The organism is Streptomyces sp. NPDC058664 (assembly GCF_042716635.1).
GTDB lineage: Bacteria > Actinomycetota > Actinomycetes > Streptomycetales > Streptomycetaceae > Streptomyces.
Genome location: NZ_JBHXRW010000089.1, coordinates 1 through 21592, shown reverse-complemented (window position 1 = coordinate 21592; position 21592 = coordinate 1). Strand labels below are relative to the sequence as shown.

Annotated in this window: 17 protein-coding genes; 12 read left to right on the top strand and 5 right to left on the bottom strand. The window is 72.8% G+C overall.

Features of this window, described 5'->3' with window-relative positions:
- Positions 1-94: 94 nt before the first annotated feature.
- The 3 genes from ACFWUY_RS38040 to ACFWUY_RS38030 are packed head-to-tail and all read right to left on the bottom strand — an operon-like array spanning position 95 to position 2941.
- A complete protein-coding gene (locus ACFWUY_RS38040; protein ID WP_384120866.1) occupies positions 95-1456 on the bottom strand; it encodes a coenzyme F420-0:L-glutamate ligase in 1362 nt (453 codons plus the stop codon).
- Positions 1453-2409, bottom strand: coding sequence for a 2-phospho-L-lactate transferase (gene cofD / locus ACFWUY_RS38035; protein ID WP_384120864.1), 957 nt, complete (start codon positions 2407-2409; stop codon positions 1453-1455). Before cofD ends, ACFWUY_RS38040 begins: the two co-directional genes overlap by 4 nt.
- 13 nt (positions 2410-2422) lie before the next feature.
- Entirely contained in the window at positions 2423-2941 is a 519-nt protein-coding gene (locus tag ACFWUY_RS38030; protein WP_384120862.1) for a cysteine dioxygenase, read from the bottom strand.
- 705 nt (positions 2942-3646) lie between these two features.
- Here ACFWUY_RS38030 and ACFWUY_RS38025 point away from each other — a divergent pair.
- From ACFWUY_RS38025 to ACFWUY_RS38015, 3 genes are all read left to right on the top strand, one after another.
- Complete coding sequence (locus ACFWUY_RS38025) at positions 3647-3910, top strand: WhiB family transcriptional regulator (RefSeq protein WP_015033978.1); 264 nt, start codon at positions 3647-3649, stop codon at positions 3908-3910.
- A gap of 240 nt (positions 3911-4150) precedes the next feature.
- Entirely contained in the window at positions 4151-7831 is a 3681-nt protein-coding gene (locus ACFWUY_RS38020) for a glycosyltransferase family 2 protein (protein WP_384120860.1), read from the top strand.
- Positions 7828-9360: a DUF5719 family protein gene (locus tag ACFWUY_RS38015; RefSeq protein ID WP_384120858.1), complete on the top strand. Its 1533-nt coding sequence runs from the start codon at positions 7828-7830 to the stop codon at positions 9358-9360. The genes ACFWUY_RS38020 and ACFWUY_RS38015 overlap by 4 nt, the downstream gene beginning before the upstream one ends.
- Positions 9361-9424: 64 nt before the next feature.
- On the opposite strand, the gene ACFWUY_RS38010 is transcribed toward ACFWUY_RS38015, so the two are convergent.
- Positions 9425-9883: a metallopeptidase family protein gene (locus tag ACFWUY_RS38010; RefSeq protein ID WP_384120871.1), complete on the bottom strand. Its 459-nt coding sequence runs from the start codon at positions 9881-9883 to the stop codon at positions 9425-9427.
- A gap of 299 nt (positions 9884-10182) precedes the next feature.
- Here ACFWUY_RS38010 and ACFWUY_RS38005 point away from each other — a divergent pair, with 299 nt between their 5' ends.
- The 8 genes from ACFWUY_RS38005 to ACFWUY_RS37970 all read left to right on the top strand — a co-directional run bounded on the left by ACFWUY_RS38005 (position 10183) and on the right by ACFWUY_RS37970 (position 19235).
- Positions 10183-10617 (top strand): DUF3499 domain-containing protein, encoded by a 435-nt coding sequence (locus tag ACFWUY_RS38005; protein ID WP_384120868.1) that lies wholly within the window; start codon positions 10183-10185, stop codon positions 10615-10617.
- A gap of 150 nt (positions 10618-10767) precedes the next feature.
- Positions 10768-12132: a phosphomannomutase/phosphoglucomutase gene (locus tag ACFWUY_RS38000; RefSeq protein ID WP_384120855.1), complete on the top strand. Its 1365-nt coding sequence runs from the start codon at positions 10768-10770 to the stop codon at positions 12130-12132.
- A 101-nt stretch (positions 12133-12233) separates the two neighbouring features.
- The gene (locus ACFWUY_RS37995; protein WP_073820091.1) at positions 12234-12416 is read left to right on the top strand and encodes a Trm112 family protein; all 183 of its coding nucleotides are present in this window, start codon (positions 12234-12236) and stop codon (positions 12414-12416) included.
- Between the two features lie 787 nt (positions 12417-13203).
- Entirely contained in the window at positions 13204-14352 is a 1149-nt protein-coding gene (locus ACFWUY_RS37990) for an SIS domain-containing protein (protein WP_384120852.1), read from the top strand.
- A gap of 138 nt (positions 14353-14490) precedes the next feature.
- Positions 14491-15642, top strand: coding sequence for a mannose-6-phosphate isomerase, class I (gene manA, locus ACFWUY_RS37985; RefSeq protein WP_384120850.1), 1152 nt, complete (start codon positions 14491-14493; stop codon positions 15640-15642).
- 66 nt (positions 15643-15708) lie between these two features.
- Positions 15709-16674 (top strand): cation diffusion facilitator family transporter, encoded by a 966-nt coding sequence (locus tag ACFWUY_RS37980; RefSeq protein WP_384120848.1) that lies wholly within the window; start codon positions 15709-15711, stop codon positions 16672-16674.
- A 337-nt stretch (positions 16675-17011) separates the two neighbouring features.
- Positions 17012-18466 (top strand): adenosylhomocysteinase, encoded by a 1455-nt coding sequence (gene ahcY, locus ACFWUY_RS37975; protein ID WP_384120846.1) that lies wholly within the window; start codon positions 17012-17014, stop codon positions 18464-18466.
- Between the two features lie 154 nt (positions 18467-18620).
- Positions 18621-19235 (top strand): hypothetical protein, encoded by a 615-nt coding sequence (locus ACFWUY_RS37970; protein WP_384120844.1) that lies wholly within the window; start codon positions 18621-18623, stop codon positions 19233-19235.
- Between the two features lie 3 nt (positions 19236-19238).
- Here the strand turns inward: ACFWUY_RS37970 and ACFWUY_RS37965 are convergent, their stop codons facing one another.
- The gene (locus ACFWUY_RS37965; protein WP_384120842.1) at positions 19239-20150 is read right to left on the bottom strand and encodes an RDD family protein; all 912 of its coding nucleotides are present in this window, start codon (positions 20148-20150) and stop codon (positions 19239-19241) included.
- Positions 20151-20269: 119 nt separating this feature from the next.
- Here ACFWUY_RS37965 and ACFWUY_RS37960 point away from each other — a divergent pair, with 119 nt between their 5' ends.
- Positions 20270-21277 (top strand): stage II sporulation protein M, encoded by a 1008-nt coding sequence (locus ACFWUY_RS37960; RefSeq protein ID WP_384120841.1) that lies wholly within the window; start codon positions 20270-20272, stop codon positions 21275-21277.
- Positions 21278-21592: the final 315 nt, after the last annotated feature.

Genomic DNA, 21592 nt, shown 5'->3' with positions numbered 1-21592 from the left:
CGGGTGGGGATACACACCTCCTATCGGGCAGAGGCGATCAAACTGGGGCATGAACAAACCTCGCATACGAGAAAAGTGCTACGTAAACGCCCACTCAGCGCACCGCGATGAACTCCGCCGCCGCCCGCGCCGCCCGTTCCCTCGGCGTCCCCGCCGGATGTCCGATCGCCACCGCGCCGAGCGGGTCCCACCCGTCCGGCAGGTCGAGGACCTCCCGTACGACGTCACGGCAGAACATCGTCGAGGACACCCACGCCGACCCCAGCCGCTCACCCGCGAGCGCCACCAGGAAGTTCTGCACGCCCGCGCCCGCCGCCACCACGAACATCTCGCGCTCGGCCGCGTCCCGGCGCGGGTCGCCGTAGTGGTGGGAGCCGTCCATGACGAGGCAGGGCACCGCCAGGTACGGGGCGTTGCGCAGGACGTCCCCGCGCCGCACCCGCTTGGCGATGGACTCCTCGGACCTGCCGTCCCGCCGCAGGTCCGCGATCCACGCGTCCCGCATCGCGTCGAGCAGCCGCACCCGCGACGCGGCCGATTCCAGGAGCACGAACCGCCACGGCGTGGTGTGGTGCGGGGCCGGAGCCGTCACGGCCGCGGCGACCGCACGCCGTACCGCCCCCGGGTCGACCGGGTCCCCGGTGAACTCCCGTACGGTCCGCCGCAGCGTCACCGCCTCCCGCACGGCCTCCGAGGTGCCGAGCCGGAACATGTCGTCGGCCGCGCCGCGCACCAGCGCCCGCGCCCCCGGCTCCTCGTCCCCGGCGACCACGTGCGGCAGGCCGCGGACGACGGCGACCGGCAGACCGGCCGCCTTGCCCTTCACCAGGTCGCCCGCGGCGGCGAGTTCGTCGGCGGTGGCGACCACGGTCGCGCTCAGCGGATTGCCGTGCGCGTCGGTCCCGCCGCGCAGGTCGTCCAGGACCCGCACGCCGGCCGCCCCGATGGCCACGTCGGTGAGCCCGCTGCGCCAGGGCCGCCCGAAGGTGTCCGTGACGACGACGCCCACGTCGACGCCGAGCACCTCGCGCAGTCCCGAACGGATGCGTCGCGCCGAGGCGTCGGGGTCCTCGGGCAGCAACAGCACGGTCCCGGAAGGGGTGTTGGAAGCGTCGACCCCGGCGGCGGCCATGACGAGCCCCTGCCGGTTCTCGACGATCCGCAGGGTGCCGCGCCGCGCCACCACCCGTACCGTCTCGGCGTCGATGGCCTCCTCGCGGTCGTCGGCGGAGATCACCCGCCCCTCGGCCTTGCTCACGATCTTGGAGGTGACGAGGAGGACGTCCCCGTCGACGAGTTCGGGCGAGACGGAGGCGATCAGCTTGGCCAGGTCGTCCCCGGCCGCCACCTCGGGCAGTCCGGACAGCGCCCAGACCCGGTACGAAGGGGGCGCGGCAGCCGCCTCGGGCACGGGGGTCGCCGCGGGTGCGACGGTCGCCTCGGGTACGGGGCTCATCCCCGGACCTCCTCGGCGAGCGCCAGCGCCTCCCGCGCCATCGCGGCCGTCGCCTCGACGTCGGTCATCATCAGCGGGACCGCCCGGCAGCGGATGCCCGTCGCCTCGACCTCCGCGACCGCGCCCGCGTCGACGGTGTCGACGAGCCAGCCGTCGACGAGCTCGGAGCCGTAGTTCCGGGCGACCGCCGCGGCCGTGGCCTCCACGCCCACGGCCGCGAGCACCTTGTCGGCCATGCCGCGCACGGGCGCGCCACCGACGATGGGGGAGAGGCCCACGACGGGCGCCCCGGCCGCGACGATCGCCTCACGGATGCCGGGCACGGCGAGGATCGTGCCGACGCTCACCACGGGGTTCGACGGCGGGAAGAGGATGACGTCCGCCTCGGCGACGGCCTCGAGGACCCCCGGCGCGGGCTTCGCGGCCTCCGCGCCGACCGGCACGATCGCCTTCGCGTCCACGGAGGCGCGCAGCTTCACCCAGTACTCCTGGAAGTGCACCGCGCGCTGCTCGCCGTCGACCTCGATCGCCACGTGCGTCTCGACGCGGTCGTCGGACATGGGGAGGAGGCGTACGCCCGGCTGCCAGCGGGCGCACAGCGCCTCGGTGACGGCGCTCAGCGGGTAGCCCGCGCCGAGCATCTGCGTACGGACGATGTGGGTGGCGAAGTCCCGGTCGCCGAGGCCGAACCACTCGGGTCCGACGCCGTATGCCGCGAGCTCCTCCTTGACGGTGAAGGACTCGTCCTCGCGGCCCCAACCCTGCTCCTCGTTGATGCCACCGCCGAGGGTGTACATCACCGTGTCCAGGTCGGGGCAGACCTTCAGCCCGAAGAGATGGATGTCGTCACCGGTGTTGCCGATGACCGTGATCTCCGCGTCCGGCGCGGCCTGCTTGAGACCGCGAAGGAAACGGGCACCACCGATGCCGCCGGCCAGAACCACAATGCGCATGCACAGCAGTCTGTCAGGCGACGACGGCACCGGGGGCCGCCGGGGCCACCGGTGCGCACTGTCCCTGGAGCGACTCGTGCATGGGCATCTGGGTGAGGCCGGGGAAGTAGACGTGGAGGCTGACGGCCGGTTCGAGGGAGTCGTTGACGACCTCGTGGACGTACCCGGGCGCGAAGACGCGCTCCGCGCCCGGCGCGAGCGCCCGCGTGCCCCGCTCCGTACGCTCCGTCAGTTCGCCCTCCAGGACGGTCAGCACGCCGGAGGAGAGGCCGTGGTCGTGGAGTCCGCTGCCCTGGCCGGGCACCCAGGAGAGCAGCCACACCTCGTAGCCGGGTCCGGTACGGAGCCGGTGGTACCAGCGGCTGGTGGCGTCGTACTCGACGTACGGGGCCCACCGGGCGCGGTCGGCGGCGATCTCGCGGGCGAGGCCGGCGAACTCGGCCACGGTGACGGGGTGGGGGCGCTCGGGCTGGAGGAGGTGGGGGACCTCGAGGATGTCGCCGGCGATCTGAAGGTCGCTGTCCATGTTCATGGGTGGGGTGGTTCCTCAGCAGAAACAGAAGCGGTGGGGGTCACGGAAACGAGACGACGTGAGTGACGCGAGTGACGCAGGGTGACGCTGGGAGAAGAAGCTGGAGCTCTACGGCATCAACAGCTGGAACAGCGACAGCAACAGCGCGCCTGGACAGCGCGGCGGAACCCACGGCTGTGGGTCGCGGAGAGCGCTGTGGTCGCTGGCATGCCACCAAAGGTGGCCGGAAGGGCATCCGACTGTCAACTCAATGCCCGATTTGGGGGCAATGTTTCACCTCATCCGGTTAGAGTGCCCGGAGAAAGGTTTGCTCAGGCGCGGACCAGGAGAGACGGCGTTTCAGTCATGCCCGTGAATGTGGTGGCGCCGCTTGATCCACTCCGGCCGGTCGTCGGCGAGCCTGATCCGTCCGTGATCGGACTGTGATCCGGATCGCTTCCGTGGTCGGATCGCAACAAGATCCAAGTCCCGGACGTCCTCTTCCGTGAGGACCGCTCAGCGCACTCAGGCAGGCGGCAAGTGTCACGTTTTTTGGTGATTTGAACACTTTCCGCATACGCTTGGTTCCGCAGAGTGAATACGGGGCCCAATAGCAGATCTCGGCTTGACTCGCGCAGAGCACGAACTTGTAATTTCACTCGTGTTGTTCGGCCGGGATCGCAACGGCGACACCACGGGGACGCACAGAACAGACGAGGGGCGCACATGACCGAGTTGTTCCAGGAACTGCTGGTCGAGGACGCGGACGAAGAACTCGGCTGGCAGGAGCGCGCACTGTGCGCCCAGACCGATCCCGAGTCCTTCTTCCCCGAGAAGGGCGGCTCGACCCGCGAGGCCAAGAAGGTCTGCCTCGCCTGCGAGGTCCGCTCCGAATGCCTCGAATACGCCTTGCAGAACGACGAACGGTTCGGCATCTGGGGCGGCCTCTCCGAGCGCGAGCGGCGCCGCCTGAAGAAGGCCGCCGTCTGAACGGCGAGAAGCCTGCCGGGCCCCGCGCACCACGGCGCGGCGCACCAGAACACTCCGAAGAAGCGGAACGGTCCGCCCCCTGTGCTCCACGGACAGGCGGCGGACCGTTCTGCGTGCTCTGTCCACAGGCCGCCGTCCACAGGGGCGGACCGCTCCGCGTGCAGCCGTTAGTGTGGGCCTCCGTCCGAGACGCTCCCCACGCCCCCCGCGGGCGACCCCGGCCGGAGGGCCCGTAGCTCGATGTCCTCAACTCCTGAGTTTCCGCGACACGTCGTCACCGCCGTGCTCGTCACCCACGACGGCGCCCGCTGGCTGCCGGACGCCCTCGCCGGGCTGCTCGCCCAGGAACGCCCCGTGCAGAACGTGGTCGGGGCCGACACCGGCAGCGCCGACGACTCGGCGCGGCTCCTCGCCGACGCGGTCGGCGCCGACCGCGTCCTGCACCTGGCCCGCCGCACCGGCTTCGGCGCCGCCGTCGAGGAGGCCGCCCGCACCGCGCCCGTGCTCGGACCCGAGGACCTGCCCTACCTGAAGCGCCCCAGCGGCTGGGACCCCGTCAGCCGCACCTGGAACGACGACGCCTACGACCTCCCCGAACTTCCGCACGGCGAGCCGGTCCAGTGGCTCTGGCTCCTCCACGACGACTGCGCCCCCGAGCCCGGTGCCCTCGCCGAACTCCTGCGCGTCGCCGACTCCGACGCCTACGCCGCCGTCGTCGGTCCCAAACTGCGCGGCTGGTACGACAGGAAGCAGCTCCTGGAGACCGGCGTCTCCATCGCCCGCAGCGGCCGCCGCTGGACCGGACTCGACCGCCGCGAGCAGGACCAGGGCCAGCACGACCAGGTCCGCTCCGTGCTCTCCGTCTCCACCGCCGGCATGCTGATCCGGCGCGACGTCTTCGACGAACTCGGCGGCTTCGACCGGCGCCTGCCCCTCATGCGCGACGACGTCGACCTCTGCTGGCGTGCCCACTCCGCCGGCCACCGCGTCCTCATCGCCCCCGACGCCGTCCTGCGGCACGCCGAGGCCTCCGCCCGCGAGCGCCGCACCGTCGACTGCGCCGGCCGCACCGCCACCAACCCGCACCGCGTCGACAAGGCCGGCGCCGTCTACACCCTCCTCGCCAACACCCGCGGCGCGGCCCTGCCGTACGTCCTCCTGCGGCTCGTCCTCAGCACCCTGCTCCGCACCCTCGCCTACCTCGTCGGCAAGGTCCCCGGGCAGGCCGTCGACGAGGTCATGGGCCTCCTCGCCACCCTGCTGCGCCCCGAGAAGATCCTCGCCGCCCGCAAGCGGCGCAAGAACCCGGCCGTCGCCGCGAGCGAACTCCGCCCGCTGTTCCCGCCGCCCGGCGCCACCGTCCGCGCCGCCGTCGAACAGGTCACCGCCAACTTCGGCGGCTCCGAGGCCGACTCGGGCGGCTCCCGCCACGGCGTCGTCGAGTCAGGACCCGGCGGCGACGACGCCGACTACCTGGAGGTCGAGCAGTTCTCCCGGCTCAAGAAGATCGCCGCCAAACCCGGCCCGGTCCTCTTCGCCCTCCTGCTCCTCGTCTCGCTCGTCGCCTGCCGCAACCTCTTCGCCGGCGGCTCCCTGGCCGGCGGCGCCCTGCTGCCCGCCCCCGACACCGTCTCCGGCCTCTGGTCGCGGTACGCCGACAGCTGGCACGCCCTCGGCACCGGCGGCACCCAGACCGCCCCGCCGTACCTCGCCGTCCTGGCCGCGCTCTCCGCGCTCTTCCTCGGCTCCACCTCCACCGCGCTGACCCTGCTGCTCGTCTGCTCGGTCCCGCTCGCCGGCCTCACCGCCTACTTCGCCGCCCGCGGCATCGTCGAGTCCCGGCTCCTGCGCGCCTGGGGCGCCGTCGCGTACGCCTTCCTGCCCGCCGCGACCGGGGCCCTCGCCACCGGCCGGCTCGGCACCGCCGTCCTCGCGATCCTGCTCCCGCTCGCGGCCCGCGCCGCCGTCGCCGCCCACGGCTTCAACCGGCCCGACCGGGGCAGCTGGCGCGCCACCTGGGCGTACACCCTCCTGCTCACCTTCGCGACCGCGTTCACCCCGGTCGTATGGCCGCTCGCCGTCCTCCTCGGCCTCGGCGTGCTCGTCGTGCGCCGCTCCGACATCACCGCGTACGGACTGCGCTTCCTGGCCGCCGTCGGCACCCCGCTCCTCGTCCTCGCCCCCTGGTCGCTCACCCTCCTCACCGACCCCGCCGCCTTCCTGCGCGAGGCCGGCCGCGACGTCCGTACGGGCACGGCCACCGCGCTCGACCTGCTCGGCACCAGCCCCGGCGGCCCCGGCACCACCGGCGGCCTGCTCCTCGCGGGCCTCGTCCTCGCCGCCCTGGCCGGACTGCTGCGCGAGGAGCGCCGGCTCGCCGTCCTCACCGCCTGGACCGCCGCCCTCGCCGGCCTCCTCCTCGCCGTCCTCACCAACGGCGCGGGCGGCACCGGCTGGGCCGGACCCGCCACCCTCGTCTACGGCGCCGCCCTCATCGCCGCCGGCATGATCGGCGCCGAGGGCGGCCGCACCCGCGTCGCCGCACACGGCTTCGGCTGGCGCCAGCCCGTCGCCGCCCTGATCGCCCTCGCCTGCGCCCTCGGCCCCGCCGTCGCCGCCGTCGGCTGGATGATCGGCGGCGCCGACGGCCCGCTGACCCGGCGCGACCCCGTCCAGGTCCCGGCCTTCGTCGCCGAGGAGAGCGGCACCCGCGACCAGCCCCGCACCCTCGTCCTCGGCGGCAGCACGCCCGGCGAGGTCGCCTACACCCTGGTCCGCGGCTCCGGCGCCCGCCTCGGCGACGCCGAACTCGCCGAGGCCGCCGAGACCGACCCCCGTCTCGACGACGTCGTCGCCCACCTGGTCGCCGGCTCCGGCGCCGACCAGACGCGGGAGCTCAGCGGCTACGCCATCCGGTACGTGCTCGTACGGGACGGGGCACCCCGCCAGATGGGCCGCGTCCTCGACTCCACCCCGGGCCTCAGCCGCCTCAGCCAGCTCGACGGCAGCGCCCTCTGGCGCGTGGACCGCGAGATCGCCCGCGTCATGATCGTCCCGCCCGCGGCGAAGACGGGGGCGGAGGACGGGACCAAGGGCGAGACCGGCAAGCCGGTCGCCGTCGCCGCGGGCCCCGTCGAGGCGCACACCGAGATCCCGGCCGGCCCCACCGGCCGCGTCCTGCGCCTCGCCGACCGCGCCGACGAGGGCTGGACCGCCACCCTCGACGGCAAGGAACTGACACCCACCACCGTCGACGGCTGGGCCCAGGGCTTCGCCCTCCCCGCCGAGGGCGGCCACCTCGACGTCACGTACGACGAGCCGCTCACCCACACCGCCTGGATCTGGGCCCAGGCCGGCCTCGCCGTCGTCCTGCTCGTCCTCGCCCTGCCCGGGCGGCGCCGCGAGATCGACGACGACCTCCCCGAGGAGGAGCTCGTCATCCCCGCCCAGGCGACCGAGGGCGACGGCCGCCGGGCCCGTCGTCTGCGCGCCGCCGCGGAGGCGGAGGCCACCGAGCACGGTCCGGAACAGGAGGCCGAGCCGGCCCTGATCCCGGAGCAGCAGGCGTACGAGCCCCAGGAATGGGACGGCGGGTACGACCCGGCCCACGCCCACGCCCAGGAGCGGTCCGAGGAGCAGCCCCAGCCCCAGGCGTACGCCGAGCAGGGCTACTACCAGGAGTACGCGGCCGACCCGTACCAGCAGCAGCCCTACGCGTACCCCCAGCAGGGGTACGAGCAGCAGCCGCAGCAGTACGACCAGCAGCAGCCGTACGCCGAACAGGGCTACGACCCGCAACAGCAGTACGTGCAACAACAACAGCAGTACGACGGCGGGCAGTACGACCCGTACGACTACGGCTACGGGCAGCCCCAGGGCCACGAGACCGAGCAGCGTCCCGACGGGAGCAGCAACCAGTGAAGCGCACGACCCTCTCCCTGATCGCGGTCGGCACGGCGCTCGCCGCCGTCACCGGCTTCGCGTCCCTCACCGCCCCGGACGGCCCCGCCGCCCCCGAGGCCAAGGCCTCCACCCGGCTCCCGGTCGAACGCGTCGGCCTGGTCTGCCCGGCCCCCAGCACCTCCGAGGTGGCCGAGACCCTCTACACCTCGTACACCCCGACCGGCACGGTGACGGGAACGACGAAGGACGCCCCGGGCGAGGCCGAGCCGTCCACCGCCCAGCTGCGGCCCGCCGCGAGCACGACGACCTCGGGCGGCACCACCGGGAGCGGCAAGAAGCCCAAGGCCCCCAAGGCCCCGGCCACCGTCACCGCCCCCGGCAAGCCCGTCACCGCCGAGGTGAACGGCGGCGCCGCACCGGCCCTCGCCGGCTCGGCGACCGGCGCCCTCGCCCCCGGCTGGACCGTCCAGCAGACCACCACCGTCCCGGCGGGCGGCGCGAGCGGCCTCCTCGGCCTCAGCTGCGGCGCGCCCGACACCGACTTCTGGTTCCCCGCGGCCTCCACCGCCAAGGAGCGCCAGGACTACGTCCACCTCACCAACCCGGACGACACGGCCGCCGTCGTCGACATCGAGCTGTACGGCCCCGAGGGCGTCCTCAAGTCCCAGTCGCCCGACGGCGTCCCGGTCCCCGCCCGCTCCACGGTCCCCGTGCTCCTCTCCACCCTCACCGGCGAGGCCGCCCAACAGAACCTCACCGTCCACGTCACCACCCGCAGCGGACGGGTCGGCGCCGCCATCGGCGCCGCCGACGACAAGCTCGGCAGCGACTGGATCGCGGCCGCGGCCGACCCGGCGACCGGCGCCGTCCTGCCCGGCATCCCGGCCGACGCCACCTCCGTACGACTGGTGGCCTTCGCCCCCGGCGAGGACGACGCCGACCTGAAGGTCCAGCTCGTCACCGAGACCGGCACGATCGTCCCCGCCGGCGCCGGCTCCCTGCACGTGAAGTCCGGGATGACGGCCTCCGTCGACCTGCCGGACCTCACCCGCGGCGCGGGGGGCTCCCTGCTGCTCACCCCGAGCGACCCGAAGAAGGCCACCCCGATCGTGGCCGCCCTCCGGGTGGTCCGCGGCAAGGGCGACGACACCGAGATCGCGTTCGTACCGGCGACCGCGGCGGTCGCCGCCCGCGCGACGGTCGCCGACAACCGGGCCAAGGGCACGACGCTCTCCCTGACCGCTCCCGACGCCGCCGCCCAGGTCAAGGTCACGGCCTCGGCCGGCTCCGGGGCGGGTGCGCCGGTGTCGAGGACGGTCGCCGTCAAGGCGGGCACGACGACGAGCCTCACGGACCTGGCCCCCAAGGGCCTCAAGGGTTCCTACGCGCTCACCGTCGAACCGGTCTCCGGCGGCAAGGTGTACGCGGCGCGGACCCTCGCGCTCCCGCTGGACGACATCCCGATGTTCACGGTCCAGACCTTCGTCGACGACCGGGGCACGGTCGAGGTCCCGTCGGCCCGCCAGGACCTCGGGGTGCTGGACTGACCTCCGTCGGGGTACGGGACCGACCCCGCGGCCGCCACGCGAGCGTGTACGGCCACGGGCGGGGTCAGTCCTGCCCGTACCGGGGATCGACCGACTCGGGGGAGAGCCCCAGAAGCTCCGCGACCTGCTCCACGACCACCTCGTGGACCAGGAGCGCCCGCTCGTCCCGGCTCTTCGAGCGGATCTCCACCGGGCGCCGGTAGACGACCACCCGGGCCGGCTCGTTCTTCTCGGCGGGCGCCGAGCCGCCGAGCGGCACCACCGTCTCGCCCGCCGCCGACGGCGGCACCTCGAGGACCATGAACTCGACGTCCGCCAGCTGCGGCCAGCGCCGCTCCAGGCGCTCCACCGAGTCGATGACCAGATCACGGAAGGTGTCGGCCCGGCTCGCGGAGAGCGGCACCTGCGGCGGGGCGACCGGTCCGCGCATCCCGCGGCCGTGCCGGTCGCGGCGGCGGGCCCGAGGCTCCGCCGGGGGCTCCGGTGCGCGGTTCTGGGGGCTCGGCGGCACAGGACTGTCCATCACTGACGCAGCGTAACCCTCATCTGTCTCCTCGCACCGTGGTGCATCCTCGCCACCTCGTCGGCCGGCTCCGCCCCGCCACCACACCCCCTGTCGAAACCTGAACATTCCGGTCGGCCGCCCGCTCGATTCTCCAGCCCCTCACGATCGGCCATCTGGCCGTGGTTGACCGGATCTGTACCCAAGACTGTCCGGATCGACTCCCGGCCCGGCCCCCTTGCGCCCCCTCCCGCGCAGGTCGGGGACACCACCCTCAGGAGGGGAGTGGCGGAGGTCACAGCGCGACACGGTGGAGTGACCTGAGGGAGAGTCGTCGCGGCCCGCTCAAGAGTGCGGTACCGTCCAACGTCGTGAGCCCTGTACGTCGCTGTTCGCGCACCGCGTGCGGCCGCCCTGCCGTCGCGACACTGACGTACGTCTATGCCGACTCGACTGCGGTCCTCGGCCCGCTCGCCACCTACGCCGAGCCCCACTGCTACGACCTGTGCGCCGAGCACAGCGAGCGCCTCACCGCCCCACGCGGGTGGGAGGTCGTGCGGCTCACCGACGGTTCCGCCCCGCCCCGCCCCAGCGGCGACGACCTCGAAGCCCTGGCCAACGCGGTGCGGGAGGCGGCCCGCCCCCAGCAGCGCGCGGCCGAGGCCGGCGGCAAGGGCGGCGGAGGGCGCGGCGGCGACCCCGTGGAGGTCGGCCGTCGAGGGCACCTCAGAGTGCTCCGTTCCCCCGACAACTGAGCCGACAACTGAGCCGGCGGCCGAGCCGACGACGGACCGGCGACCGGGCGCAACCGGCCACCGTCCGCGTACCCCCTTCCCGCTCCGGGTAGTTTTGGCGTTCTGTACACGCGCCGCACACGCGTGCCGAGAACTCAGGAGGGTGGATCCGTGACTGCCGATCTGTCGCAGATCGTGAAGGCGTACGACATCCGCGGAGTGGTACCCGACCAGTGGGACGAGGACTTCGCCGAGCTCTTCGGCGCCGCCTTCGTCAAGGTGACGGCCGCGGACGCGATCGTCATCGGACACGACATGCGCCCCTCGTCGCCCGGTCTGGCGGACGCCTTCGCGCGCGGCGCGGCCCGCCTCGGCGCCGACGTCACCCTGATCGGGCTCTGCTCCACCGATCAGCTGTACTTCGCGTCGGGCAGCCTCGGCCTGCCCGGCGCCATGTTCACCGCCTCGCACAACCCGGCCCAGTACAACGGCATCAAGATGTGCCGCGCGGGCGCCGCCCCCGTGGGCCAGGACACCGGCCTGGCGGAGATCCGCGAGCTGGCCGAAGGCTGGTCGGAGACCGGCGCGCCGGAGCCGGCGGCGACGCCGGGCGCGATCACGGAACAGGACACCCTGGCGGACTACGCCGCCCACCTGAAGGCCCTGGTCGACCTCACGGCGATCCGCCCCCTCAAGGTGGTCGTCGACGCCGGCAACGGCATGGGCGGCCACACCGTCCCCACCGTCTTCGAGGGCCTGCCGCTGGACGTCGTCCCGATGTACTTCGAGCTGGACGGGACCTTCCCGAACCACGAGGCGAACCCGCTCGACCCGAAGAACATCGTCGACCTCCAGGCCCGCGTCCGGGCCGAGGGGGCCGACCTCGGTCTCGCCTTCGACGGCGACGCCGACCGCTGCTTCGTCGTCGACGAGCGCGGCGAGCCCGTCTCGCCGTCCGCGATCACGGCCCTCGTCGCCGCCCGCGAACTCGCCAAGCACCCCGGCGGAACGATCATCCACAACCTGATCACCTCCTGGTCGGTCCCCGAGGTCGTCCGCGAGAACGGCGGCGAACCCGTCCGCACCCGCGTCGGCCACTCCTTCATCAAGGAGGAGATGGCGAAGACCGGCGCCATCTTCGGCGGCGAGCACTCCGCGCACTACTACTTCAAGGACTTCTGGAACGCGGACACGGGCATGCTCGCCGCGCTCCACGTCCTGGCGGCCCTCGGCGGCCAGGACGGCACCCTGTCCGACCTGGTGGCCGCGTACGACCGCTACGCCTCCTCGGGCGAGATCAACTCCACCGTCGCCGACCAGACCGCCAGCGCGGCGAAGGTCAGGGCGGCGTACGAGGGCGAGGGCGTGACCCTCGACGAGCTCGACGGCCTCACGGTGACGGCCGCGGACTGGTGGTTCAACCTGCGCGCCTCCAACACCGAGCCGCTGCTCCGCCTCAACGTCGAGGCCCGCGACGAGGCCACGATGGGCAAGATCCGCGACGAGGTCCTCGCCCTCGTCCGGGCGACGGACTGACCCGGCCGGACGCCGGGGAACGGGGCGCCCCTCGTTCCCCGGCGGTAGGCTGACCTGGCCCGAAGGGCAGCACCACCACCGTTTGTGCGAAGGGACACCCCATGCCGCTCGAAGCCGGCCTCCTGGAGATCCTGGCCTGCCCCGCGTGCCACGCTCCGCTGAACGACCGCACGGCGGACGAGACCCCCGAACTCCTCTGCACCAGCCCGGACTGCGGCCTCGCCTACCCGGTCCGCGACAACATCCCGGTCCTCCTGACGGACGAGGCCCGCCGCCCGTCCTGACCCGAGGACGCGGCCCTCGGCAGCCGACGGGCCCGAGCCACCACAAGGCGGCCCGAGACCCCTGAGAGCGACGCGGGCCCGATCGCGGCCGACGCCCGACCCCGTGAGGAGACCCGAACCACCAGCGGGCGGTACGAGCCACCAGCGGGCGGGTACGAGCCGTCCGACGGCGGCCGAGCTGCCCAAGGGCGGCGAGGTCCACCTGATCGACCGGCCGAACCACCAGCGGGCGGTACGAGTCACCCGACGGAAGACTGGGACACCTGAGAGGGGCGCGAGCCACTCGAAGGCAGCCGAGGCTCCGCAGGACCGCCCCCGACGGTCGGCGAGGCACCAGAAGGCGGCGTCAGCCACCCGACCGGGCAGGCCGAAACGCCGAAGGCGGCCGGCCGCCCGCAGGGAACCCGGCCGCCGGGAGGCAGCGGCCCACCCGCGCGGGAGCGACGTCACCACTCTGTCCGGCTGAGGGCCGGCCGCCGGACCGCAGGGCGGCAGGGAGGGCCGCTGCACGGCACGGGTTCCGGCCACGGCTCGCGCCACCCCCTCCCACCGGAGGGCCGGCCGCCGACGGCGAGCACCCCTACGGGAAGACCCGTACCTCTGCCCTCCCAGTTGTACGGGCGGTGTGGGTGGGAACCGACAATCCCGGCCGAAGACCGGCCGCACAGAAGACCCGCACCGCAAGGCGCACCACAAGGTCCCGCACCAAGAAAGCCCCGCACCCGCCCCGCAAGCCCCGCAGGGCCCCGCAAGGACCACGACGACGACGCGACCGGAGGCACCGCCCATGCTCGACGAGACCCTCCTCGACGCCCCGGACGACCTGGCCGTGGCCGACCGCCGAGGCCTCCTCCGCGCCGCGGCGGAGGCCGGCGCCCGGGTGAGGACGGCGGCCCGGCACGCCGCCGAGGCCGGAATCGCGGACCTGCACCCCGAGGGCCGCCCCCGCGCCGTCCTCCTCGCGGGTCCCGGCACCGTCGCCGCGGGCGTCGCCGACCTGATCGGCGCCCTCGCGGGTGCCTCCGCCCCGGTCGTACGGCTCCAGCCGACCGGCGTCGCCCCCGCCGCGGGCGCCCTGCGCTGGGCCCTTCCCGGCTGGGCCGGCTCGGTGGACCTCCTCCTGCTGCCGACGACGGACGGTTCCGAGCCGGGCCTGGCGCTCCTCGCCGAGCAGGCGTACCGCCGCGGCGTCACGGTCGTCGCCGTCGCCCCGAAGGCCTCACCGCTCGCGGAGGCGGTCAGCGGCTCCCACGGTCTGTTCGTCCCGATGGCCACCGCCCCGAACGAGTCCGCCGACGAGTACGCCGAGAGCCTCGCGGCCGGCCCCGGCGCCCTGTGGGCCCTGTTCACCCCGCTGCTCGTCCTCCTGGACCGGGTCGGTCTCCTCGAAGCGCCGCCCGAGACGCTGGAGAAGGTGGCCGACCGGCTGGACCGCACGGCGGAGCGCTGCGGTCCGGCCATCGCCACGTACAGCAACCCGGCGAAGACGCTCGCCGCCGAGCTCGCGGACTCGCTTCCGCTGATCTGGACCGAGGGCGCCGTCGCGGGCCCGGCGGGCCGCCGTTTCGCCGCGGTGCTCGCCGAACTCGCCGGGTTGCCCGCCCTGGCCGCCGAGCTCCCGGAGGCCCTGCCCGCCCACGGCGTGCTGCTCGCGGGCGACTACGCGGCGGGCGCCGACCCCGACGACTTCTTCCGTGACCGGGTGGACGAGCCGCAGGCCCTGCGCGCACGGGTCGTCCTGCTCCGCGACAAGCCGTCCGGCGGCCTCACGGCGGCGCACGCGGCCCGCGAACTGGCCCTCAGCCACGAGACCGCCATCAGCGAGCTGGAACCGGAGGAGGGCGGCGACCTGGAGGCCCTGGCAGAACTGCTGGCGGTGACGGACTTCGCGGCCGTCTACCTCTCCCTGACCACCCCGGCCCGCACACCCCACTAAGAGGCCCACCCCACCACCCGCACCCCTCACACACTCACCCCGTCCACCACCCCGTCACCCACCCGTCACCCGCCCCCTGTCACCTGTCTCCCGACACCCCTCACCATCCGTCACCACCCCGAGGAGCTGGCAGGCACCATGGACCGCCTCGTCAACACCGTTCGCCCCTACGCCTGGGGATCCACGACGGCCATCCCGGAACTGCTCGGAATCGCCCCGTCCGGCGAGCCCCAGGCCGAGATGTGGATGGGCGCCCACCCCGGTGCGCCCTCCCGCACCGAGCGCGGCTCGCTGAACGAGCTGATCGACGCCGATCCCGTACGCGAGCTGGGGGAGCGTTCCGTCGAGAAGTTCGGACCGCGCCTCCCGTTCCTCCTGAAGGTGCTCGCCGCCGGCGCCCCGCTCTCCCTCCAGGCCCACCCCGACCTGGCGCAGGCACGAGCCGGCTACGTCGCCGAGGAGGCCGCCGGCATCCCGGTCGACGCCCCGCACCGCATGTACAAGGACGCCAACCACAAGCCCGAGCTGATCTGCGCACTCACACCCTTCGACGGCCTGTGCGGCTTCCGTGTCCCCGCCGAGGCCGCCGACCTGATCGCCGCGCTCGGCGTCGACTCGCTCAAGCCGTACGTCGACCTGCTCCACGCCCACCCCGAAGAGGCGGCGCTCCGCGAGGTCCTGACGGCCCTGCTGACCGCAGACCCGGAGGAGATGGCGCACACCGTCACGGAGGCGGCGGCCGCCGCCGACCGCCTCGGCGGCGACCACGCCCCCTTCGCGAACCTCGCCCACCACTTCCCGGGCGACCCCGGCGTCCTCGCCGCGATGCTGCTCAACCGGGTCAGGCTCCAGCCCGGCGAGGCCCTCTACCTGGGCGCGGGCGTACCGCACGCCTACCTCGACGGCCTCGGCGTCGAGATCATGGCCAACTCCGACAACGTCCTGCGCTGCGGCCTCACCCCCAAGCACATCGACGTCCCCGAACTCCTGCGCGTGGTCCGCTTCGAGCCGACCGACCCGAACGTCCTGCGCCCCGAGGCCTCCCCGACCGGGGAGGAGGTCTACGACACCCCGATCGACGAGTTCCGCCTCTCCCGTTTCGCACGGCCCGAGGGCGCCGTCCCGACCGACCTGACGACACCCGCCCCGCAGATCCTCCTCGCGGTCGCCGGCCGCCCGACGGTGGGCGAACTGACGCTCGCCCCCGGCGAGTCCGTCTTCGTCCCGGCGGCCGAGCAGACCGAACTCTCCGGTACGGGGACGGTCTTCCGCGCCACCGTCGTGGCCTGATGCAACAATGACCGGCCGAACCGCGGCGACAGAGCCGGTGCATCGACGAAGGGACCACGTACACCCATGAGCGCGTCAGGCGGAACCAAGGCGATCGTGGCGGCACTCGCCGCCAACCTGGCGATCGCCGTAGCCAAGTTCGTGGCGTTCCTCTTCAGTGGTTCGTCCTCGATGCTCGCGGAGAGCGTCCACTCGCTCGCCGACTCCGGCAACCAGGGCCTGCTGCTCCTCGGCGGCAAGAAGGCCCAGCGCGAGGCGACTCCGCAGCACCCCTTCGGCTACGGCCGCGAGCGGTACATCTACGCCTTCCTCGTCTCGATCGTCCTGTTCTCCGTCGGTGGCATGTTCGCCATCTACGAGGGCTACGAGAAGATCAAGGACCCGCACGAGATCGAGGCCTGGTACTGGCCGGTCGGCGTCCTCGTCTTCGCGATCATCGCCGAGACCTTCTCCTTCCGTACGGCCATCAAGGAGTCCAACGCGATCCGCGGCGGACTGACCTGGACCCAGTTCGTCCGCCGCGCCAAGGCCCCCGAGCTGCCCGTCGTCCTCCTGGAGGACCTCGGCGCCCTCGTCGGCCTCATCCTCGCGCTCGGCGGTGTCGGCCTCGCCCTGCTGACCGGCGACGGCATCTGGGACGCCATCGGCACCCTCTGCATCGGCATCCTGCTCATCGTCATCGCGATCGTGCTGGCCGCCGAGACCAAGTCGCTGCTGCTCGGCGAGTCTGCCGGCGTCGAGGACGTCCAGAAGATCGAGGCCGCGGTCGTCGACGGCGAGACCGTCACCCGTCTCATCCACATGCGCACGCTCCACCTCGGCCCCGAGGAGCTCCTCGTCGCCGCGAAGATCGCCGTCCGGCACGACGAGTCGGCCACCGAGGTCGCCAACGCCATCAACGCCGCCGAGGAACGCATCCGCGCCGCCGTCCCGATCGCCCGGGTCATCTACCTGGAGCCCGACATCTACAGCGAACAGGCCGCCTCGACCGGCCGGAACCCGGCCAAGACCCCGGACGACGCGGGTCACTGACCCCCGCCGCCCCGAGGCCCCCGGCACTCCGAGGCCCCCGCGACCCCGAGGCCCCAGGGCCCGTCGGTCGCGGGGGCCACGTGCGTCCGTACGACGCTCCGGCACCTCCCGCCGCCCGACGCGGACTGTGGCCCGCAGCCCTGTCCGGTGTAGATTCGTCAGCAGCCAGACGTCGCTGCTGATGGCGGTCGGGCGGTCCGCACGGACCGGCCGAGGGAGAGAGGGCCTCCGACGACGGCACCGTGGAGAACCCGGGCATTCGTATGCCCAAGCCCTTCCATGGCGCCCGGCGCCCCAACCGACCCTCGCACTCGATCACCCGAGGAGCAGCCCCGTCATGACGACTGTCGCCCACCAGGACTTCAAGGTCGCCGACCTCTCCCTGGCCGTCTTCGGCCGCAAGGAGATCACCCTCGCCGAGCACGAGATGCCCGGCCTGATGTCGATCCGCCGCGAGTACGCCGAGCAGCAGCCGCTCGCCGGCGCCCGCGTCACCGGCTCCCTGCACATGACCGTGCAGACCGCCGTCCTCATCGAGACCCTGGTCGCCCTCGGCGCCGAGGTCCGCTGGGCCTCCTGCAACATCTTCTCCACCCAGGACCACGCCGCCGCGGCCATCGCCGTCGGCCCGAACGGCACCCCGGAGAACCCGCAGGGCGTCCCGGTCTTCGCCTGGAAGGGCGAGACCCTCGAGGAGTACTGGTGGTGCACCGAGCAGGCCCTCACCTGGCCGAACACGCCCACCGGCGGCCCGAACATGATCCTGGACGACGGCGGTGACGCCACCCTCCTCGTCCACAAGGGCGTCGAGTTCGAGAAGGCCGGCTCCGCCCCGGACCCGTCCACGGCGGACAGCGAGGAGTACGGCCACATCCTCCGTCTCCTGAACCGCACCCTCGGCGAGAACCCGCAGAAGTGGACCCAGCTGGCGTCCGAGATCCGCGGCGTGACCGAGGAGACCACCACCGGCGTCCACCGCCTGTACGAGATGCACCAGGCCGGCTCCCTCCTCTTCCCGGCGATCAACGTGAACGACGCCGTGACGAAGTCGAAGTTCGACAACAAGTACGGCTGCCGCCACTCCCTCATCGACGGCATCAACCGCGCCACCGACGTCCTCATCGGCGGCAAGACGGCCGTCGTCTGCGGCTACGGCGACGTCGGCAAGGGCTGCGCGGAGTCCCTCCGCGGCCAGGGCGCCCGCGTCATCGTCACCGAGATCGACCCGATCTGCGCCCTCCAGGCGGCGATGGACGGCTACCAGGTCACGACCCTCGACGAGGTCGTCGAGACCGCCGACATCTTCATCACCACCACCGGCAACAAGGACATCATCATGGCCGGGGACATGGCCAAGATGAAGCACCAGGCGATCGTCGGCAACATCGGCCACTTCGACAACGAGATCGACATGGCCGGCCTCGCCAAGACCCCGGGCATCGTCAAGGACGAGGTCAAGCCGCAGGTCCACACCTGGACCTACCCCGACGGCAAGGTCCTCATCGTCCTGTCCGAGGGCCGCCTCCTCAACCTGGGCAACGCGACCGGCCACCCCTCCTTCGTCATGTCGAACTCCTTCGCGGACCAGACCCTGGCCCAGATCGAGCTCTTCACGAAGCCGGAGGAGTACCCGACCGACGTCTACGTCCTGCCCAAGCACCTGGACGAGAAGGTCGCCCGCCTCCACCTGGACGCGCTCGGCGTCAAGCTGACCACCCTCCGTCCCGAGCAGGCCGCCTACATCGGCGTCGAGGTCGAGGGCCCGTTCAAGCCGGACCACTACCGCTACTGATGCCCCGGCCGGCGGCGCCCGCGCGCTGACGCGGCGCCGTCCCGGACATCCGTAGAGGACTCAGGCAGGCCCCCCGCACCCCCGTGCCGGGGGGCCTGCCCCGTCCCGCCCCCCGCTACCGCTCCTGGAAGCGCCCCCTCCCGAGGACCGACCCATGCCCCGCGGCCGATATTCGCTCCATGACCCGCACGACCACACCCCCCTCGGTGAAGAACACTTCCACTGCGCGCCCGGCCCCTCCGGCTGGCGCTACGTCTCACAGATCACCACCCCCTCCGGCGACCACCAGGGCTCCGTCGACCTGGCCGTCGACGAACTCGGCCGCCCCCTCCGCCTCGAACTCCACGCCGCCGGCTGGCAGGTCCGCGGCGCGGCCCTCGACGGCGTCACCTGGGTCCGCACGGACCCCACCGGAACCCACGCCACCGAAGGCAATGTGCGCGCCCACGCCTTCACCGGCACGTCCCCGGCGTTCCTCGTCGCGCTCACGCGACTCCTGCGTCTCACCCCCGCTTCCCCCGAGACCCGTGTCCGGCTCGTCGCCTTCACGGACCCGGTGCTCGCCCCCCTCACGGTCGACCAGTCCTGGGCCCTGCTGAAGAGTGAAGCGCACGCCACTGACAACGGCCCCCTGATGGTGGACGAGTACCAGGTCAGCGCCCTGGACACGGGCGCGAGGCACACCGTCCACATCGCCGGCGACGTGGTCCTCGCGGCCCCCGGCATCGAACTCGAAGCCCTGGAAACACCACCGTCGGTCTTCCCCTGACGCTCAGGCGGGCGGAGCGAACCCCGTGACAGGCGTCGCGGACTCCCCGCCCCCGGGCGAGGAAGCAGACGGAGAAGCAGGAGACGGAGAGGCGGAGACAGGCGGAACGACATCCGCCGCAATCCCCGCCCCCCTCACACCCATGGGCGGCCCTGCCTCCGACGAGGGGGCGAGCGCGCGCCGGGCGTCCCGGGCCTGCCGCTCGGCCACCACCCCCGCCAGATACGCGTCGGCCGGCACACCCGGCGGCGGAGGCGCCCCCGTCCGCGCCACCAGCTCGTCGGCCAGCCGCTCCGCGAGCTCCCGCCCCACCACCGGGTCCAGCTCGCGGGCCCGCGTCAGGTACTGCCGTATCTCCAGCCACAGAGTCTCGGGCACAGCCGAGAGATCGAGCCCGGCGAACCGCCCGACCAGCCACGGCGCCGGCGGAGGCACGGCCGACACCCGTGCCGCCGCGGGGATCCGCTCCCGCACCACCAAGGTCCCCGCGAAGACGTCCCCGAGCCGCCGCCCCCGCTCCGACACCAGCGACGCGACACACGCGACGACCCCGAAGGTCATCAGGATCTCCACGACCCCCATCGCCCCGCGCACCAGCGCGTGCCGGAACCGGATCGGACCGCCGTCGTCCCGCACCACCCGAAGACCGCAGGCCATCTTCCCCAGCGACCGCCCGTGCGACAGCGTCTCCACCGCGATCGGCGCCCCCACGAGGATCAACAGGAAAGAGGCGATGGACACCGCCGTCACCGCCGCCTCGTCCAGCGACGCGGTGGCGACCGCGAGCCCGAGCATGATCAGCAGGTACGCGGCCCACACCACCACGAGATCGATGAGCACCGCCAGGGCCCGGCTCGGCAGCCGCGCCGGCTCCAACCCCAGTACGACGGCGTCTCCCGTCACCAACCCACTCACGGCACCCACCCTTCTCCGCCCTTCCCGACCCCTCCGAACGCCAGTCTGCCAAGCTGGCCCGCAGCGCGCCGCAGCAGTACGGACCCGTCCGCAGCCGATGCCTGGAGCAGCAGCCGATCATGGACCTCGACGTCTACGTCACCGCCCACCGCGCCGAGTGGGAACGCCTCGACCACCTCCTGCGCCGGGGCGGCAAACTCACCGGTGCCGAGGCAGACGAACTCGTCGCTCTCTACCAGCGCACGGCCACCCACCTCTCGATCCTCCAGTCCAGCGCCCCGGACCCCATGCTCACGGCCCGGCTCACCCAGCTCGTGGCCCGCGCCCGCGCCGCCGTCACCGGCACCCGCCGCTCCTCGTGGCGCGACGCCGCCCGCTTCCTGACGGCAGGCTTCCCGGCGGCCGTCTACCGCTCCCGCCACTGGTGGATCCCCACCGCGGTCCTCTCCACCCTGCTCGCCGTGCTGATCGGCTGGTGGATCGGTACGCACCCGGAGGTCCAGGCCGCGATCGGCGCCCCCACCGAACTCCGCGAGATGACCCGTCCGGGCGGCCAGTACGAGACGTACTACTCCAGCCACCCGGCGGCCTCCTTCGCCGCCCAGGTCTGGACGAACAACGCCCAGGCCGCCGCCATGTGCCTGGTCCTGGGCGCGTTCCTGGGCATCCCGGTGCTCTGGATCCTCTTCCTGAACATGCTGAACGTCGGTGTCGCCATCGGTCTGATGTCCTCAGCCGGCCGCCTCGACGTCTTCCTCGGCCTGATCCTTCCCCACGGCCTGCTCGAACTGACCGCCGTCTTCGTAGCCGCCGGCACGGGCCTCCGGCTCGGCTGGACCGTCATCGACCCCGGCCCCACGACCCGCCGCGCCGCCCTCGCGGAACGCGGCCGGGCAGCCCTCGGCATGGCGATCGGCCTGGCCCTGGTCCTCTTCGTCTCAGGCCTGATCGAAGGCTTCGTCACCCCGTCCGGCCTGCCCACCTGGGCCCGCATCACCATCGGCATCACCGCCGAGCTGGCCTTCCTCGCCTACGTCTACGTCCTGGGCGGCCGGGCCTCCCGCGCCGGCGAGACGGGCGACCTGGAACAGCCCGACCGCAGTGCCGAGCTCCCCACCGCCGCCTGATGTGCGTACGGCCCCGCCGACCTGCTAGTGTCCTCCGGTGCCCACAAAAACCATTGACATGGTGGCTGTGGGGAGGTAGATTTAAACGGTTGCCTGGAACTGGACAGTTCGGCAGCAATCCAGTAAAGTCTTACTCACTCCGGTCGGGAATTCGATTCCACGGAGTCACTCCGATTCTTATTCGAATCACAGAAGCCACCGATTAGGTCGGCCGAAATGAATCTGATAAAGTCGGAACCGCCGAAAGGCCCCCGGAGTGAAAACAAAAGGGACCGGAAAGCGCCGAGGAAATCGGGTCGGAAAGATCTGATAGAG

What these genes read in the sequence shown, in the direction of transcription:
- ACFWUY_RS38020 (WP_384120860.1), top strand. Translation starts at nt 4,151, where the DNA reads ATGTCCTCAACTCCTGAGTTTCCGCGACACGTCGTCACCGCCGTGCTC.
- manA (WP_384120850.1), top strand. Translation starts at nt 14,491, where the DNA reads ATGGACCGCCTCGTCAACACCGTTCGCCCCTACGCCTGGGGATCCACG.
- ahcY (WP_384120846.1), top strand. Translation starts at nt 17,012, where the DNA reads ATGACGACTGTCGCCCACCAGGACTTCAAGGTCGCCGACCTCTCCCTG.
- ACFWUY_RS38040 (WP_384120866.1), bottom strand. Translation starts at nt 1,456, where the DNA reads ATGAGCCCCGTACCCGAGGCGACCGTCGCACCCGCGGCGACCCCCGTG.
- cofD (WP_384120864.1), bottom strand. Translation starts at nt 2,409, where the DNA reads ATGCGCATTGTGGTTCTGGCCGGCGGCATCGGTGGTGCCCGTTTCCTT.
- ACFWUY_RS37990 (WP_384120852.1), top strand. Translation starts at nt 13,204, where the DNA reads ATGCTCGACGAGACCCTCCTCGACGCCCCGGACGACCTGGCCGTGGCC.
- ACFWUY_RS38030 (WP_384120862.1), bottom strand. Translation starts at nt 2,941, where the DNA reads ATGAACATGGACAGCGACCTTCAGATCGCCGGCGACATCCTCGAGGTC.
- ACFWUY_RS38010 (WP_384120871.1), bottom strand. Translation starts at nt 9,883, where the DNA reads ATGGACAGTCCTGTGCCGCCGAGCCCCCAGAACCGCGCACCGGAGCCC.
- ACFWUY_RS37995 (WP_073820091.1), top strand. Translation starts at nt 12,234, where the DNA reads ATGCCGCTCGAAGCCGGCCTCCTGGAGATCCTGGCCTGCCCCGCGTGC.
- ACFWUY_RS38025 (WP_015033978.1), top strand. Translation starts at nt 3,647, where the DNA reads ATGACCGAGTTGTTCCAGGAACTGCTGGTCGAGGACGCGGACGAAGAA.
- ACFWUY_RS37960 (WP_384120841.1), top strand. Translation starts at nt 20,270, where the DNA reads ATGGACCTCGACGTCTACGTCACCGCCCACCGCGCCGAGTGGGAACGC.
- ACFWUY_RS37980 (WP_384120848.1), top strand. Translation starts at nt 15,709, where the DNA reads ATGAGCGCGTCAGGCGGAACCAAGGCGATCGTGGCGGCACTCGCCGCC.
- ACFWUY_RS37970 (WP_384120844.1), top strand. Translation starts at nt 18,621, where the DNA reads ATGCCCCGCGGCCGATATTCGCTCCATGACCCGCACGACCACACCCCC.